This is a genomic window from Actinomyces ruminicola, from assembly GCF_900103885.1.
In the GTDB taxonomy this organism is placed as follows: domain Bacteria; phylum Actinomycetota; class Actinomycetes; order Actinomycetales; family Actinomycetaceae; genus Actinomyces; species Actinomyces ruminicola.
The window spans coordinates 1-14,869 of sequence record NZ_FNIM01000027.1; the positions used below are offsets into that span (position 1 = coordinate 1).

Consider the following 14,869-nt stretch of genomic DNA (forward strand, 5'->3'; position numbering starts at 1 on the left):
GCCGACGGACTCCTACGCGGCCTGGTGGAGCCAGGCTCAAGAGCCGCGGCCTCGCCCTCGGTACGAGCGCGGGCGCGGATCGCATAGAAGGTCTTACGGGAGATGGACTGCTCGGCGCAGAAGGTGGTCACCGCCCCGCGCGGGGCGTCATCCGGCCACCGGACGATCGCCAGACGCACACGCGGATCAACACGACGGTTCGTTGAGCTCATGCCCCAATCCGACCCGAAGTGTCACCACCAAACACCCCAGAACTGTCACCGATGTCCTGAGGCAGAACTGTCACCGATGTCCTGAGACATAACAGCGCGTTTAAGACGGTCCATCCGCAGCTGGGCGGTCCAACCGCCGATTCGGGGTCCAACTGGAGGGAGTCGCTCCAAGTAGGGGTCTGGGACAGGTGCGGGCGCCGGGCCCGGCTGGCCCCACCGCCGTCGGCCAGCGCGCCGGGCGCAGAGCCGGGAGTCCCGGGCGGGCACAAACCAGCTGCCCGGAGGGTGCGGCGCTGGAGTCCGGGGTGACGTTGGGCATGTGAGCGGTCTACCCGCCTACGCAGCCCGTCGCTGGGTGCTCGTTCCCGTGCGTAGCACCCCAGAGTGTCCAGGATCGGCACAAAGGCCGTTGGCGACCGCTGGGTCCGTTTCTGATACCCCATGATTCCAACGTTTTGCCCGCGGTCGCAGGAAACGTCGGAGTCGTTTGCGCCGAACTCGGACATTCCGTCTCACGGCGGGGCGCCCGAGGCGCGCAACATGCCCGGCTCACAGTGCTCGCGCACACGCCCGCCGCTCGACCCGGCTAGCCTGTGCCCATGACGCTCATGACGCAGAGCCCCCAGACCGTCCCGGACCCCGCCGACCGCACGGTCATCCCGCGCTCCGCCGGCGGCGGGCGGGTCGACTCCGAGACCGGCCGCCTGCGCGAGGTCATCGTCCACCGGCCCGGGCGGGAAATCGCCCGTATCACGCCTATCAACGCCAACTCCCTGCTGTTCGACGACGCCCTGAACATCGCCCGCGCCCAGGCCGAGCATGACGCCTTCACCGCCATCCTGCGCGCCGAGGGCGTGATCGTCCACGACTTCCGCGACCTGCTCACCGAGACCCTGGCCGTCCCGGAGGCCCGCCGCCTGGTCCTGGAGGAGACGGTCGGCCCGCAGGCCGTAGGCGTGTCCACCTCCGAGGTGCTCATCGACTTCCTGGGCGGCCTGCCCGACGCCGAACTCGCCGAGGTCCTCCTGGCCGGCATCACCCGCAACGAGCTGCGCGAGCGCCTGGACCCCGCCGACGCCGCCACCCTGTTCGCCACCACCTACCTGTCCACCCTGGAGGGGCAGTTCGTGGTAACCCCCCTGCCCAACCACCTGTTCACCCGGGACACCTCCTCCTGGCTGTACGGGGGCGTGTCCGTGAACACCATGGCGCTGGCCCCGCGCCGCCGCGAGGCCGTCAACTATGAGGCCGTCTACCGCTTCCACCCCGCCTTCGCCGGCCGGATCGACCTCGCCCCGCTTCCGGGCGCGCCGTCGTCGACGTCGTCGGAGCGGACTTCCGGGGAGCGCGGCCCGCTGTGGGTGGAGCCGCACGGCGCCTCCCCGGCCACCGTTGAGGGCGGCGACTTCCAGGTGCTGGGCAACCGCACCCTGGTCATGGGACTGACCCACCGCTCGTCGGCAGCGGGCGTGGAGCGCCTGGCCACCCGCCTGTTCGCCGACGGCGTCGCCGACCGGGTCATCGGCGTGCACATGCCCGACCGCGCCTTCTACACCGAGCTCGACGCCGTCATGCACCTGGACACGCTCATGACCATGGTCGCCCCCGACACTTACCTGCGCTTCTCAGGCTTCAATGACGTCACCACCGTGGAGATCGAGCCCGGCGCCAACCACGGCTCCACCAAGGGCTCCGCCCTGCACGTCACCGTCCACGACGGCGGAGACATGGACGCCGTCCTCGCCCGGGCCGCCGGCATCGACGCCTTCAAGGTCATCAGCCCCGACATGTCCGACGAGGCCGAGGCGCTGCGCGAGCTGTCCCGCGACTCCTGCAACGTGGTCGCCCTGGCGCCGGGGCGGGTCATCGGCTACGCCCACAACCAGAGCGCCAACGACGTGCTGCGCCGGGCGGGCGTGGAGGTCATCGAGACGCCCGGCGTCGAGCTGGTGCGCGGTCGCGGCGGCGCCCACTGCATGACCTGCCCCGTCACCCGCGACGCCGTCTGAGACGGCCGACGCCGAGCTCGCTCGGGTGTCCGAGGCGATTGAGGCGCGTGACGCTCACCCTCTGACGCTGATCTCTCGGCCCTCGTTCCACGGTACCGCCCAGCCCGCGACGTCGATCACCGTGGACAGCACCGCAGCGGTGAAGCCCCATACGAGCGGTCCGTCGTCGCCGGTGATGAAGGCGGGGCCGCGCCACACATGGCCACCGCGCTCCAGCACCCACGTCCGCCGTGCTGCCGGATCCACAAGCGCGCCCACCCCCACCCGCGTCGCCCACCTCGTTTCCGTACCGTCCAGCCGCATGTCCCGAGGTGACGCCCACCAGCCGAGCACCGGGGTCACGAGGTTCGCCGATGCGGTCAGCGCCGCCTCCGGCAGCATGCCGAGCACGGTCACGTCGGACGGCTCAATGCCCGTCTCCTCCCACGCCTCGCGCAAGGCCGCTGCCATGGGATCGCCGTCGTCGGTCGGCTCCAGCCCGCCGCCGGGGAAGGCAACCTCGCCTGGGTGGTGACTGAGCGCCTCGGAGCGCACCGTGAGGACGACGTCGAGGTCGCCCACCGACGCGCCCTCGCCGTCGGCGTGCACCCCACGGGAGGCCGCCTGCTCGCCCACCCCGAACAGGACGAGGACGGCCGAGCGCCGCAGGGCGCCCCCGGAAGACCTCAGTCTCCGCGCACGCTCTCGCCGCGACTCCAGCCCGTCCAGGCGGGGCGCCGCCGCCACCACTCGGCGAAGATCGTCAACCACTCCCATGGGGCGAGGCTACGTCCCCCTGCCCGCCAAGTATCGGCTCGGCGCCTCTCTGGACGGCCGGAGAACGTGTCCAGAATCGGGACAAACGCCGTTGGTCACCCCAAGCTGGCACAACGAAATGGCTTGATTCTGCGGTTCCCGAGATCGGAGTTCCTGGCTGCAAGCCCGTTTGTCCCGAGTATGGACACTTTTCTGCCTGTCATATCCCGGGGCGACGTCCTTGTCGCGTGCGGGTCCCATGGAGTGATGGTCATTCCCGCGGGGGAGGTGTGGGGATGTTGTGCGCCAGCCGGTAGCCTTGCTTCGACTCGACTCGCTGCGTTGAAAGGACCCCCGTATGCCCGCCGCCATCCCGGCCCCCGACTCCGCCGTCCTCGCCTCGCTGAGGGGCCGCAGCTTTCTGCGTGAGCTCGACTTCACGCCGCAGGAGTGGATGACGCTGATCGGCCTGGCGGCGCAGCTGAAGGCGGACAAGCGGGCCGGGCGGGAGGCCCGGCACCTGGTGGGCAAGAACATCGCCCTGATCTTCGAGAAGACCTCCACCCGCACCCGCTGCTCCTTCGAGGTCGGCGCCCACGACCAGGGCGCCCACACCACCTACCTGGACCCCTCCGGCTCCCAGATCGGCCACAAGGAGTCCGTGGCGGACACCGCCCGGGTGCTGGGACGCATGTTCGACGGCATCGAGTACCGCGGCGACTCCCAGGCCAAGGTTGCCCAGCTGGCCGAGCTGTCGGGCGTGCCCGTCTGGAACGGGCTCACCGACGACTGGCACCCCACCCAGATGCTGTGCGACTGCCTGACCATGCTGGAGCACACCGACAAGCCCGCGGGCGAGATCTCCTACGCCTACGTCGGCGACGCCCGCTTCAACATGGGTCGCTCCCTGCTGGTGGCCGGTGCCCTGCTCGGCGCCGACGTGCGCATCGTCGCCCCCGAGGCGCTGTGGCCCGACGACGAGTGCGTCGCCGCCGCCCGGGCTCTGGCCGCCGACACCGGCGCGCGCATCACGCTCACCGAGTCCGTGGACGAGGGCGTGGCCGGGGTCGACTTCGTGCACACCGACATCTGGGTTTCCATGGGGGAGCCCAAGGACGTGTGGAACGAGCGCATCGAGCTGCTGCGCGACTACCAGGTCAACGCCGCCCTGATGGCCAAGGCCGGGGAGCAGGCCAAGTTCATGCACTGCCTGCCCTCCTACCACAACCGTGAGACCACGATCGGGGAGGAGATCTACCAGGCCACCGGCATGGACGGCCTGGAGGTCACCGAGGACGTCTTCGAGTCCGAGGCCTCCATCGTCTTCGACCAGGCCGAGAACCGCATGCACACCATCAAGGCCGTCATGGTCGCCACTCTCGGCGACCCGGCCGCGACGGCGCAGGCCGACTGATCTGGGACCTCCGGTCATCCGGAGGTTTAGGGAATCTGTGGAGGCGGCTGGAGCAATATCGATATAGGCGATGGAAGATGAGGACTGACGCAAAGGTTCACGAGTGGCTTCTGGTTGGGCTCGGTTTCATCTTGCGGACAGTCATGGTGCTGGCCGGGTTCGCGCTGCTGCTGTGGGGTGCGCATAGGGCTGCCGTGGCCTCAGGCCTTTCGGTGGTACGGCCGAATATGGCGGCCGACAGCGGGATGGTCACGCGGATAATGAAGGGGGATGGAACATTCACTTTTGTCTGGTGACGCTCTACGCTGGAGGCGGCGCTCGGTTTTGCTCTCATTCCGAAGTGGCGCACCAAGGGCCGTTATGATGTTGTGGCGGCGGCCGTGGTAGCGCTGAGTGCTGTTTGCATGGCGTTCATTATTCTCCTAATGGCGGGTGCGGGGACCTATGGGACATGCACCTACCCGAGGTGTTGGCCGGCTCCGTGGGACGGGATTGTCTTGGCGGCACCGTTCTTCGCGGGACTGGTGACTCCGACGGTGATGGCATGCTTCGCGGACCGGATCAGCCTCTGGGTGCGCTGCCTGTCTCCAATGGCGATATACCTGGTGGGCATGGTGTTACTCGTATTGACTTGGGACCGCTGGCTGCTGCCCTTCTTCGCGGGTCCGCCACCTTGGCAATACTCTCCCGCTCACTGTACTGCGCGCCTCGTACCCGATCCCCGAACCCGTTGCCGCCGACACGATCCTCGTAATACCGATCGCGGCGACGGGAGCCGAACTGAGCGGCGAACTCGCATCCTACGAGCCGCCGCTGCTGGCGCTCACCAACGCCGCCGCCTCGCAGACCCAGCGACTCACTGGCCTGGAGACGGTCACCAGGCAGGACAACGCCGTCGATGCCGCCAGCAAGGTGTTCTACGGCATGGACAAGGATTGACGGCCGAATCGGTTGCCATTAGGCACTGATCGTCACGCCCCGCCGTCACGACCCCGCCGCCTGGCTATCCTGTCCGCGTGACCATCCCCAACCGCGGCCCGGCGTCCGCGTCGGCCCGCGCCCGCGGCGAACTCGATCTGGACGCCCTGCGCGCCGGCGTCGGCGGGCGGCTGCTGGCCGGAATCGACCAGGCCGTCGTCTGGGATGTCGCCATGCGCACCCCCTTCCGCGGGCTGACCCGCCGCGACGGCGTGCTCCTGCACGGGCCGGCCGGCTGGGGCGAACTCGCCCCCTTCTGGGACTACGACGCCGACGCCTGCGCCCCCTGGCTGGCCGCCGCCCTCGAACAGGCCACAGTCGGGACTACCGACCTGCCCCGCTACCGCCAGACCGTCCCCGTCAACATCACCGTTCCCGCCGTCGCCCCCGACCGGGCCCGCGCCCTGATCGCCGCGGCCGGGGCGAGCACCGCCACCGGCCCCGCCCGCAGCGCCTCCCGTCGGCCCGACGCCGTTCCCGTCACCGTCAAGATCAAGGTCACCGGTGCGCGCCTCTCGGAGCGCCAGGCCCTGGCCGCCGACATGGAGCGCATCGAGGCGGTGCGTGACGCCATCGGCCCGCGCGGCCGCATCCGCATCGACGTCAACGGTGCCTGGGACCTGGAGACCGCCCGCAAGCTCCTGCCCCTGCTGGACACCGCCGCCCAGGGCCTGGAGTACGTAGAACAGCCCTGCGGCTCCACCCAGGCGCTCGCCGACCTGCGCCGACTGGTGAACATTCCCATCGCCGCCGACGAGTCGATCCGCCTGTCCGCCGACCCGCTGGCCGTGACCCGGCTCGACGCCGCCGACGTGGCCGTCCTCAAGGTCGCCCCGCTCGGCGGCGTGCGCCGCTGCCTGGCCCTGGTCGAGCGCCTGGGCCTGCCCGCCGTCGTCTCCTCCGCCATCGACACCAGCGTCGGCATCGGCGCGGGCGTCGCGCTCGCGGCCGCCCTGCCCGAGCTGGAGCACGCCTGCGGACTGGGCACGGTCCGGCTGCTCGCCCGCGACGTAGCCGTCCCCTCCGCGGTTCCCGCCAACGGTGCCCTCCCGGTGCGTCCCGTGCACGTTTCACGGGCGCTGCTGCGCTCAGCGTCCGCCGACGCCGAGGTCACCTCACGCTGGCAGGCGCGCCTGGCCCACATCGCCGCCGCCCTGCAACGCCGACGCGAGCGCGAGGTCGCGGACCCCGGTCGCGCCGTGGCGGGACTGCGTCTATGAGGGCCACCACCGACCCCGCAGGTACTGGCCCGCTCCGTTCTCCGGAGAGCGCACCCGCCCCGCCGTCGCTCCTCGCCGCCCGCGCCATCGTGTCCGCCCTGATCCGCGCCGGCGTGCGGCAGGTGGTGCTTGCGCCCGGTTCCCGCTCCGCGCCCCTGGTTCCCGCGCTGACCGCCGCCGAACGCGACGGCGCGCTGCGGGTGCGCGTCGTGCTCGACGAGCGCACCGCCGGCTTCGTGGCGCTGGGCTGCGCCCGCGCCGAACTGCTGTCCGGCAGCCGCCGCCCCGCCGCCGTGGTCACCACCTCCGGCACCGCCGTGGCCAATCTGCACCCCGCCGTCGCCGAGGCCGACGCCGCCGGCGTGCCCCTGCTGCTGGTGACCGCAGACCGGCCCCACGAGGCGGTCGGCACCGGCGCCAACCAGACCACCGAGCAGACCCGCATCTTCGGGGCCGGGCCGCGCACGGTGATCGACCTGCCCGCCGACATCACCGCCGACCTGGGGGAGTCGGCCGGTACCTGCGCCCTGGCCGGGCAGGTGCGGAGGGCGGTGGACGCCGCCACCGGCGCCCTGACCAACGATCCGGGCCCCGTACAGCTCAACGTCCGCTTCCGGCCGCCACTCGCCCTCGAAATCGGCGGCACCTCCGCCTCCCCGACCGACGCCGCCACACCGGCTCCGGACCCGGTTGCCGACGTTCCGGCGTCCCTGCGCCTCCCGCCGCGCGGGACAGCGCCCGCGGCGGGCGCCCGGCCCCGGCGCCGGGCGGAGCGCGGCATCGTCATCGCCGGTGACAGCGTGGACGCCTCCGGCCGGTACGCGCGCGCCCTCGCCGAATACCTCGACTGGCCCCTGCTGGCCGAGCCGACCTCTGGGGCGCGCGGCGGTCCCCAGGCCCTGACCCGCTACGCCGAACTGCTGCGCTCCCGCCGGGGCACGCAGCTGGCCCAGCGGGTTGAACGCGTCGTGGTCACCGGGCATCCCAGCCTCACCCGGCCGATCAGCGCCCTGCTCGCCCGCTCGGACCTGCGCATCGACGCGCTGACCTCCACGGCCCGCTGGACCGACGTGGCGGGCGCCGTCGCATCCGTCTTGCCGCTCCGCGCAGTGGCGGCGGTGCCGCCCGCTCGCGGGGACATGGCCACGGTCGGCACCGACACGGCCGTCCCACCGCCACCCGCCGAGCTGGCCGCCGCCCTTGAACTCGGCCCGGGCCCGCGCGGCTGGACGGGGCGCTGGCGCGCCGCCGTCGCCGCCCTGCCCGCAGCCGACGCGCCGCCGACCGCCGGAACCCTCACCGCGGACGCCGCCGTCACCGCCGTATGGGACGCCGCCCGTGAGGCCCTAGAAGACGCGCCCCTGCTCGTCGTCGGCTCCTCCATGACCATCCGCCGCCTGGACCGGCTGGCCGCACCCGCCCGTGGTCCCGCGCCGGCCGCGATCGCCAACCGGGGACTGGCGGGTATCGACGGCACCCTCGCCACCGCACTCGGTGCCGCCGTCACCGCCGGTCCCGTGCGCGTCGTCGTCGGCGACCTCGCCTTCCTGCATGACGCCATGAGCCTGTCCCGCGGACACCTGGAGGCGGAGCCGGACCTGCAGGTAGTCGTCATCGACGACGGCGGGGGCGCCATCTTCTCCACCCTGGAGTATCCGCACGTCATCCCGCCGGCCGACTTCGCCCGCTACTTCAGCACGCCGCAGGCAACCGACCCCGGCACTCTTGCCGCCGCCCTGGGCGCCACGGTTCACCGGCCCGCCGATCTCGATGCGCTGCGGGAGTTGCTGGCGGAGCCGGTGCGGGGGCTCAGCGTGATACACGTGCACGCATAGTTTTGCGGGGAGCGGCTGGGGCCTTGCCGGCCCCGGCGTGTGAGATCAAGCGCCAACACGGCTTTCACAGGTAAGTCCCAGACTAGTGTCGGTGATGGTTCAGGTCGTATGTATTGGGTGAGAGTCGTCTACTGAGCGGGCCGACAGCCCGAGGAGGAGAGTCATGACTACGAACGATCCCTTCGCCGCATCTGACGACGCCGAGCAGCCGTCCGGGGACGAGACGCAGCAGCTGGGCGGAGACGCGACGGCGCGCCTGTCCGGCCCCGGCTATGGCGGCTCCGGCGGCGTGGGCGGTTCCGGCTCATCGAACCCCTCCTCGCCCTACACCTCCGCCCCCCAGCCGCCGGCCGGCTACAACTTCGGCCGCACTCCCGCCTCAACCTCCGCAGCCTCCCCCTATGGGCAGTCCGGGCAGGGCGGACAGGGAGCCGACTCATGGTCCTACGGACAGCCCACCAACCCGCCCTCCGGCGCGGGCGCCTACCAGACCTCGTACCAGCAGCCGAGCGCGCAGAGCTCCGGGGGAGCCGGCGCCCAGCCCCCTTACCAGCCCCTGACCCCCGCCGCCCCCGACTCGGGCAGCAGGCGACGGGGACCGGGCTGGGGTGGCGTCATCGCCACTTCCCTGGTTACCGCGCTGCTCGCCTCCGGTGGAGCCGTGGCCGCCGTCCACTACCTGGGCGACGGTGACGACACCGCCCGTTCGTCCTCCGCGCCGACGGCTATCGCAACCGGCTCCACCACGCAGACGGTCTCCTCCACCGGCACCGCCCCCGACTGGGAGGCGGTCACCGCGGCCGTGTCCAACGCCGTCGTCGCCATTACCGTGGCCGTCAACGACGGCACGGCCGTAGGCTCCGGCGTCATCTACGACTCCTCCGGCCACATCATCACCAACAACCACGTGGTGGCAGGCGCCACCCAGATCCAGGTGACGCTCGCGGACGGGCGCATCTACGAGGCGGAGACCACCGGCACCGACCCGGCCACGGACCTGGCCGTCATCCAGCTCAAGAACTCGCCCGACGACCTCACGGTAGCCCAGTTCGGCAACTCCGACGACCTGGTCACCGGCGAGAACGTCATGGCCATCGGCAATCCGCTGGGGCTGTCCTCCACGGCCACCACCGGCATCATCTCAGCCCTCAACCGGCCGGTGGTGACCGTCCAGGAGGAGACCGACACCTCCAACCAGGGCGGCTCCGCCATGCCCGACCCGCTAGGCGGCCTGCTGGGGCAGTCGCAGACCACCACCACACAGGTGTACACCAACGCCATCCAGATCGACGCGGCCATCAACCCGGGCAATTCCGGCGGTCCGCTGTTCGACGACACCGGCGCCGTCATCGGCATCACCAGCTCGATCGCCACCATGTCGAGCTCCTCGGACTCTGCCGGGTCGATCGGTATCGGCTTCGCGATCCCCTCCAACCTGGCGCAGAAGGTCGCCGACCAGCTGATCGAGAGCGGCGCGGCCACGCACGCCTACCTGGGCGTGTCCATCGGAGACGGCGGTGCTACGACTTCCGACGGTGTGACTCGTGCAGGCGCAGAGGTCGGCGATGTGGAGTCCGGTTCTCCCGCGGATCAGGCCGGCATCAAGGCGGGCGACGTCATCACCGCGATCGACGGGAAGGCCACCAGCCAGGCGGCCGCCCTGACCGGATTCGTGCGCCAGTACTCCGCCGGTGATGAGGTGACGCTGACCGTCATTCGCGACGGCGAGGAGATCGAGGCTACGGCGACTCTCAAGGAGCGCCAGGACTCCTGAGCCGAGGCCGAGCATCCCTATTGGGATGGGGCTTTGAAGTGGCCGGGGCGCGCGCTGCGCGCCCCGGCCACTTCGCCGGAGGGCTCAGGCGAAGACGACGGTGCGGTGGCCGTTGAGCAGCACCCGGTGCTCGGCGTGCCAGCGCACCGCCTGGGCGAGTACCCGGCGCTCGACGTCCTGCCCCTTGGCGCGCAGGGTCTCCACGGAGTCCTCGTGGCCGGCACGGGTGACGTCCTGCTCGATGATGGGACCCTCGTCCAGGTCGGGGGTGACGTAGTGGGCGGTGGCACCGATCAGCTTCACGCCGCGCTCATGCGCCTGCCGGTAGGGGTTGGCGCCCTTGAAGCTCGGCAGGAAGGAGTGGTGGATGTTGATCACTCCGCCGTGGAGGCGCTCGCACAGGGCGGGGGAGAGGATCTGCATGTAGCGGGCCAGCACCACCAGTTCGACGTTCAGGGAGTCCACCAGTTCCAGCAGCTGGGCCTCGGCGTCGGCCTTGGTCTCCCTGCTCACCGGGATGTGGTGGAAGGGGACCCCGTAGAAGTCGGCCACCGGCCGCAGGTCCTCGTGGTTGCCGACCACGCCGACGACGTCGATCGGCAGACCCTGGCTGCGGGCGCGGAACAGCAGGTCGGTCAGGCAGTGCCCCTCCTTGGAGACCATGATCAGGGTGCGCATGGGGCGGCCGACCTCGTCCAGCGACCAGGTCATGGAATAGGTGCGGGCCAGCTCGGCCAGATCCTTCTCCAGCTCCTCGCGGGCAACGGTGGTCTGCACCTGCACGCGCATGAAGAACAGGCCGGAGACCTCGTCGCCGAACTGCTTGGACTCGGTGATGTTTCCGCCGCGCCGGGCCAGCGCGCCGGAGACGGCGTTGACGATCCCGGGGCGGTCGGGGCAGGACAGGGTCAGGACGAGGTGCTGCGCGTCGGCGGGCGCGGTGGGGACGGGCGTGGTCATGGCAGGAGGGTAGCCGGGTGGGGCGGGTGCTGCGCACAGGCCGTCCCGCGTCTGCCCATGCATTCCTTGATTTAATCCCAGCGGCAGGCGCGGGAAGCTCAGCAAGCGTCTTGCGGGCACTACCTGATGACGGCGTCAGGTAGCGGGTCTCGCAAGGGTCAGGTGACCTTGACAGTGCGCACAGCCGTGCGGATGAGCTCGGCAGCGGACTGCGGGCTGATCGCTGCGGTGTCAATGCGCAGCACGTCGACGGCGTCCCACGGGTGGTATTCGCGCTGTTGGATGGCCTGCCAGCCGGGCAGGTCAAGGCCGGGGACGTCGACGGTACGGCTCTCAGCGCGCAGGCGGTGAGTTGCGGGGTTGGAACACACCAGTTCGATCTGAACCAGGGCCGCATCGTGGGTCCGGGCGGTTGCCTGCCATGCCTCGCGGGTCAGTGGCAGCGGGTTCACGCACTCGGCGAGGACGTCGTTACCGCCGTCCAGTAGGTCTCCTGCAACGGCGTAACCCACAGCGTATCCGGAGCCCTGGACGCCGCCGCTGCCCATTTCGCCGGAGTCCTTAAGCGCCTGCTCGATAGCGTCGATGCGGATGTAGGCGAATGCTCCGTCACGGTTGAGTTCGCGAGCCACGGTGGACTTCCCGGTGGCGGGCAGCCCGCCGAGTACAACCAGGACACGATGAGAAGACGGCATGTATCGAGCCTACGCTTCGGGCATCATGGCTGCCGAGATCGTGAAGACCGGGTGGGCCGGGAGACGGATTGCGCGGCCCACCCGCGTCTTCCGCTCACCCCTGGCGGGCCTTGAAACGCGGGTTCTTCTTGTTGATGACGTAGGTGTGGCCGCGGCGCCGTACGACCTTGCTGCCGGGCTGCTTGGCCAGTGAGCGAATGGAGGCGCGAACCTTCATGCTGTCTCCTGTCGTTGGTGTGTTGCGTATTCAGCGGGTGCGCTTGCCGTAGCGCCTCTCGAACTTCTCCACCCGTCCGGCCGTGTCCAGGATGCGGCCCCTACCGGTCCAGAACGGGTGCGAGGCGCTGGAGATCTCTACATCCACCAGCGGGTAGGTGTTGCCGTCCTCCCATTGGATGGTCTGGGAGGAGTCGATGGTGGAACGGGTGAGGAAGGCGAAGTCGGCGGCCTTGTCGCGAAAGACCACCGGGTGGTAGTCGGGATGAATTCCTGGACGCATGGTGTGACTCCTGAGGCTGTCTAGGTGGTTGATGGAGGTGTTACCAGGAGGACTTGGTGATGCCGGGCAGCTCGCCGCGGAGCGCCATTTCGCGGAAGCGGACGCGAGAGACTCCCGCCTTGCGGACGAATCCGCGGGGACGCCCGTCTACGGTGTCGCGGTTACGTACCCGGGTGGGGGAGGCGTCACGGGGCAGTGCGTGCAGGGCGGCCATGGCGGCCTTCCGTTCGTCGACGGGGAGCATCGGGTTGACGCTGGCACGCTTCAGCTCGGCGCGCAGCTCGGCGTAGCGGGCGACGGTACGCCGTCGGCGCGCGTCGGCGGCGAGTTTTGACTTCTTGGCCATCAGCGCGACTCCTTGAACTCCACGTGGCGGCGCACGACCGGGTCGTACTTGCGCAGCACCAGGCGGTCGGGGATGTTGCGGCGGTTCTTACGGGTGACGTACGTGTATCCGGTACCGGCGGTGGAGACCAGCTTGATGACCGGACGCAGATCCCTGCCTTTGGGTGATGCCATCAGACTCGCTCCCCCCGCGCGCGCATCCTCGCGACTACGGCGTCGATGCCCTGTTCGTCAATGATCTTGATGCCCTTGGCGCTGACCCTGAGCTTGACCGTGCGCCCCAGGGACGGGACCCAGTAGCGCTTGGTCTGCAGGTTGGGCAGCCAGCGCCGCTTGGTGCGGCGATGAGAGTGTGAGATTGAGTACCCGGTGGAGGGGCGGGCGCCTGTGACTTGGCAGTAGCGGATCATGGCAGGCACTATATGCGAACGATTCTCATTGTCGTCAACTGGAGGTGCCGTGCACTGCCTCACCATCATCAGCGCAGTCGATCCCGTGCTGCTGGACCTGACAGCTCTCGCTCTCCATGGCGAGAGGGCTCTCGTTCTGCGAGCGACGCTTCTGCCCGACCAAGGAGAGCGGGGAGTCATCCGGCTCGCCGCAGAGTCAACACTGGACTCCGGCTCGGACGCGACGTTCGGTAGGTCTTCGGTTATCGACATTCCCCGGCCCACGGAGTGCTGGACCTGCTCGTTGCGTGAGGTGCTGGTCGCCGTCGCGGAGGATCGTGTGCGCTTGGACTCGGACGGTGCCACGGTGATCCTGCTGCCGGTGGGCGTGGAACTGGTCCACCTGGTTCCGGGCCTCGCCGAAGAGCTCGCCTCAGTCCCGGGCGCGACACTGGCGGGCGTCGCGCATGTCATCAATGCCGATTCGGCTGCGGTTGATCTGCTTGAGCACAGGCCTCTGTCGGCGTTGGCAGGCGAGGCATACGCCGGTGACGGGCGGTGCGCGGGTGAGATTCACATGGTCGCCGTCGGCTACGCGGACGTGGTGATTGCACTGGGTGAGGATCCGGTTGGCCGGGACCTGGTGGAGCACCTAAGGCCTCACGACACGCTGTTGCTGCCCGGTCTGGATGCGGAGCTGCTGCCGGAGCTGCTGAGCGTGCGGCATGATGCTGACTCCGCACTGGCTCGCGTTCACCCCGCCACCACCAGGGCGTGGGGTGGTCCCGACGACCACGGGGTGCGCACCCTGGACCTGTCATCCGAGCTGCCCTTCCATCCTGTCCGCCTACGCGAGTTCGTGGCCGACCTGGCCGGAAACGGGTTGCTCGCCCGTGGCTGCTTCTGGCTGCCCAGCAGACCCGGGCGCGTGTGCACTTGGGAGGTGGCCGGCGGGGTGGTGAGCGTGGGAGACGCCGGGTCCTGGGATGCCGCGCCGCGAATGCTCGTCGGTGAGTTGGCGCAGTCCGCCGTCGGACGGAGTGGGCGTGCCCCCGATGCTCCGCACTGTCACCTGGTGGTCACCGGTGTCGCCGACGAGGCTCAATGCGCGCGTGTGGCGGACGCCTTTCACAGAATCCTGCTGCGCCCGGACGAACTCCCAGATGCACTCGCATGGGTAGGCGCTCCCGATGGACTGGAGGACTGGTTCGGGCGAGAGTGACTGGGGAGAACAGACCGAGTAAAACTGAGCGAAGCGGACTGGGCGAAGCAATGGAGTCGTGCCTGCGCGGTGGCCGCACCCGGCGATCCGGCATTCGCGGCCAACCGCGCCGTCGGTCATGCCTGGCCCCGCCGCGCCGTCGGCGCTAGCATGGGGTCGTCGTCGCGACTGGCGAAAAGGTGGTCACCACCGGGGAGCGACGGCACGTCACGGCAGCGCGGATAGTAGCGGCGGCGTCCTGCGAATCGGTCATGGCGGTGTCGATACGCAGCGCCTCGGGGCTTTCTCGCGGGTGGTATTCGCGGTCCTGGATCATCTCTACCCGGGTGGTACAAGACCGGTGAACTCGACGGCACTACTTTCGGCGCGCAGGCGGTGAGTCGCGGGGATGACGGGCTGCTCGACTTCGGCACGCCGCCATTGCCGGGGTCATCGCCGCTCGCGAGGGGTCGACGTGGTCAGGTGTGGCCATGCCGGTCGCGGCTGCGGATCATCCCCGCTCGCGAGGGGTCGACGTTGAGCATGACGTCGGCCTTGAGCTTGGTGCCGGATCATCCCCGCTCGCGCGGGGTCGACTCCATC

The 14,869-nt window shown here is 70.0% G+C and carries 14 protein-coding genes and 1 pseudogene; 6 read left to right on the plus strand and 9 right to left on the minus strand.

Annotation, left to right across the window (positions count from 1 at the left end; translation table 11 throughout):
* Positions 1-212: pseudogene (locus BLR49_RS12610) on the minus strand (IS481-like element ISAar28 family transposase); the annotation flags it as partial.
* A gap of 608 nt (positions 213-820) precedes the next feature.
* Between BLR49_RS12610 and BLR49_RS12615 the strand changes: the two are divergent.
* Positions 821-2,221 (plus strand): arginine deiminase family protein, encoded by a 1,401-nt coding sequence (locus BLR49_RS12615; protein WP_092538188.1) that lies wholly within the window; start codon positions 821-823, stop codon positions 2,219-2,221.
* 54 nt (positions 2,222-2,275) lie between these two features.
* On the opposite strand, the gene BLR49_RS12620 is transcribed toward BLR49_RS12615, so the two are convergent.
* Positions 2,276-2,977 (minus strand): NUDIX hydrolase, encoded by a 702-nt coding sequence (locus BLR49_RS12620; protein ID WP_092538164.1) that lies wholly within the window; start codon positions 2,975-2,977, stop codon positions 2,276-2,278.
* 337 nt (positions 2,978-3,314) lie between these two features.
* Between BLR49_RS12620 and argF the strand changes: the two genes are divergently transcribed.
* The 4 genes from argF to BLR49_RS12645 all read left to right on the plus strand — a co-directional run bounded on the left by argF (position 3,315) and on the right by BLR49_RS12645 (position 10,177).
* The gene (gene argF / locus BLR49_RS12625; protein WP_092538166.1) at positions 3,315-4,370 is read left to right on the plus strand and encodes an ornithine carbamoyltransferase; all 1,056 of its coding nucleotides are present in this window, start codon (positions 3,315-3,317) and stop codon (positions 4,368-4,370) included.
* 1,022 nt (positions 4,371-5,392) lie between these two features.
* Positions 5,393-6,568 carry an o-succinylbenzoate synthase gene (locus BLR49_RS12635; RefSeq protein WP_092538190.1) on the plus strand — a complete coding sequence of 392 codons (1,176 nt, stop codon included), beginning with the start codon at positions 5,393-5,395 and terminating at the stop codon, positions 6,566-6,568.
* Positions 6,565-8,403, plus strand: coding sequence for a 2-succinyl-5-enolpyruvyl-6-hydroxy-3-cyclohexene-1-carboxylic-acid synthase (gene menD / locus BLR49_RS12640; RefSeq protein ID WP_092538170.1), 1,839 nt, complete (start codon positions 6,565-6,567; stop codon positions 8,401-8,403). Before BLR49_RS12635 ends, menD begins: the two co-directional genes overlap by 4 nt.
* A gap of 163 nt (positions 8,404-8,566) precedes the next feature.
* Entirely contained in the window at positions 8,567-10,177 is a 1,611-nt protein-coding gene (locus tag BLR49_RS12645) for a trypsin-like peptidase domain-containing protein (RefSeq protein WP_092538172.1), read from the plus strand.
* An 84-nt stretch (positions 10,178-10,261) separates the two neighbouring features.
* On the opposite strand, the gene purU is transcribed toward BLR49_RS12645, so the two are convergent.
* The 7 genes from purU to rpmB all read right to left on the minus strand — a co-directional run bounded on the left by purU (position 10,262) and on the right by rpmB (position 13,086).
* The gene (gene purU / locus BLR49_RS12650) at positions 10,262-11,137 is read right to left on the minus strand and encodes a formyltetrahydrofolate deformylase (protein ID WP_092538174.1); all 876 of its coding nucleotides are present in this window, start codon (positions 11,135-11,137) and stop codon (positions 10,262-10,264) included.
* A 158-nt stretch (positions 11,138-11,295) separates the two neighbouring features.
* On the minus strand, positions 11,296-11,832 hold the full coding sequence (locus tag BLR49_RS12655; RefSeq protein WP_092538176.1) for a P-loop nucleotide/nucleoside kinase family protein: 537 nt from the start codon (positions 11,830-11,832) through the stop codon (positions 11,296-11,298).
* Between the two features lie 94 nt (positions 11,833-11,926).
* A complete protein-coding gene (gene ykgO / locus BLR49_RS12660; protein ID WP_017194831.1) occupies positions 11,927-12,049 on the minus strand; it encodes a type B 50S ribosomal protein L36 in 123 nt (40 codons plus the stop codon).
* A gap of 30 nt (positions 12,050-12,079) precedes the next feature.
* Complete coding sequence (locus BLR49_RS12665) at positions 12,080-12,331, minus strand: type B 50S ribosomal protein L31 (RefSeq protein ID WP_092538178.1); 252 nt, start codon at positions 12,329-12,331, stop codon at positions 12,080-12,082.
* Positions 12,332-12,371: 40 nt separating this feature from the next.
* Positions 12,372-12,677, minus strand: a complete 306-nt coding sequence (gene rpsN, locus BLR49_RS12670; protein ID WP_092538180.1) for a 30S ribosomal protein S14 — start codon at positions 12,675-12,677, stop codon at positions 12,372-12,374.
* Positions 12,677-12,850, minus strand: a complete 174-nt coding sequence (gene rpmG / locus BLR49_RS12675) for a 50S ribosomal protein L33 (RefSeq protein ID WP_092538182.1) — start codon at positions 12,848-12,850, stop codon at positions 12,677-12,679. Before rpmG ends, rpsN begins: the two co-directional genes overlap by 1 nt.
* Positions 12,850-13,086, minus strand: a complete 237-nt coding sequence (gene rpmB, locus BLR49_RS12680) for a 50S ribosomal protein L28 (protein WP_092538184.1) — start codon at positions 13,084-13,086, stop codon at positions 12,850-12,852. Before rpmB ends, rpmG begins: the two co-directional genes overlap by 1 nt.
* Positions 13,087-13,135: 49 nt before the next feature.
* Between rpmB and BLR49_RS12685 the strand changes: the two genes are divergently transcribed.
* Complete coding sequence (locus BLR49_RS12685) at positions 13,136-14,287, plus strand: CobW C-terminal domain-containing protein (protein WP_092538186.1); 1,152 nt, start codon at positions 13,136-13,138, stop codon at positions 14,285-14,287.
* The last annotated feature ends 582 nt before the right edge of the window (positions 14,288-14,869 follow it).

What these genes read in the sequence shown, in the direction of transcription:
- BLR49_RS12655 (WP_092538176.1), bottom strand. Translation starts at nt 11,832, where the DNA reads ATGCCGTCTTCTCATCGTGTCCTGGTTGTACTCGGCGGGCTGCCCGCC.
- BLR49_RS12645 (WP_092538172.1), top strand. Translation starts at nt 8,567, where the DNA reads ATGACTACGAACGATCCCTTCGCCGCATCTGACGACGCCGAGCAGCCG.
- BLR49_RS12620 (WP_092538164.1), bottom strand. Translation starts at nt 2,977, where the DNA reads ATGGGAGTGGTTGACGATCTTCGCCGAGTGGTGGCGGCGGCGCCCCGC.
- ykgO (WP_017194831.1), bottom strand. Translation starts at nt 12,049, where the DNA reads ATGAAGGTTCGCGCCTCCATTCGCTCACTGGCCAAGCAGCCCGGCAGC.
- BLR49_RS12665 (WP_092538178.1), bottom strand. Translation starts at nt 12,331, where the DNA reads ATGCGTCCAGGAATTCATCCCGACTACCACCCGGTGGTCTTTCGCGAC.
- BLR49_RS12615 (WP_092538188.1), top strand. Translation starts at nt 821, where the DNA reads ATGACGCAGAGCCCCCAGACCGTCCCGGACCCCGCCGACCGCACGGTC.
- rpmG (WP_092538182.1), bottom strand. Translation starts at nt 12,850, where the DNA reads ATGGCATCACCCAAAGGCAGGGATCTGCGTCCGGTCATCAAGCTGGTC.
- menD (WP_092538170.1), top strand. Translation starts at nt 6,565, where the DNA reads ATGAGGGCCACCACCGACCCCGCAGGTACTGGCCCGCTCCGTTCTCCG.
- argF (WP_092538166.1), top strand. Translation starts at nt 3,315, where the DNA reads ATGCCCGCCGCCATCCCGGCCCCCGACTCCGCCGTCCTCGCCTCGCTG.
- purU (WP_092538174.1), bottom strand. Translation starts at nt 11,137, where the DNA reads ATGACCACGCCCGTCCCCACCGCGCCCGCCGACGCGCAGCACCTCGTC.
- rpmB (WP_092538184.1), bottom strand. Translation starts at nt 13,086, where the DNA reads ATGATCCGCTACTGCCAAGTCACAGGCGCCCGCCCCTCCACCGGGTAC.
- rpsN (WP_092538180.1), bottom strand. Translation starts at nt 12,677, where the DNA reads ATGGCCAAGAAGTCAAAACTCGCCGCCGACGCGCGCCGACGGCGTACC.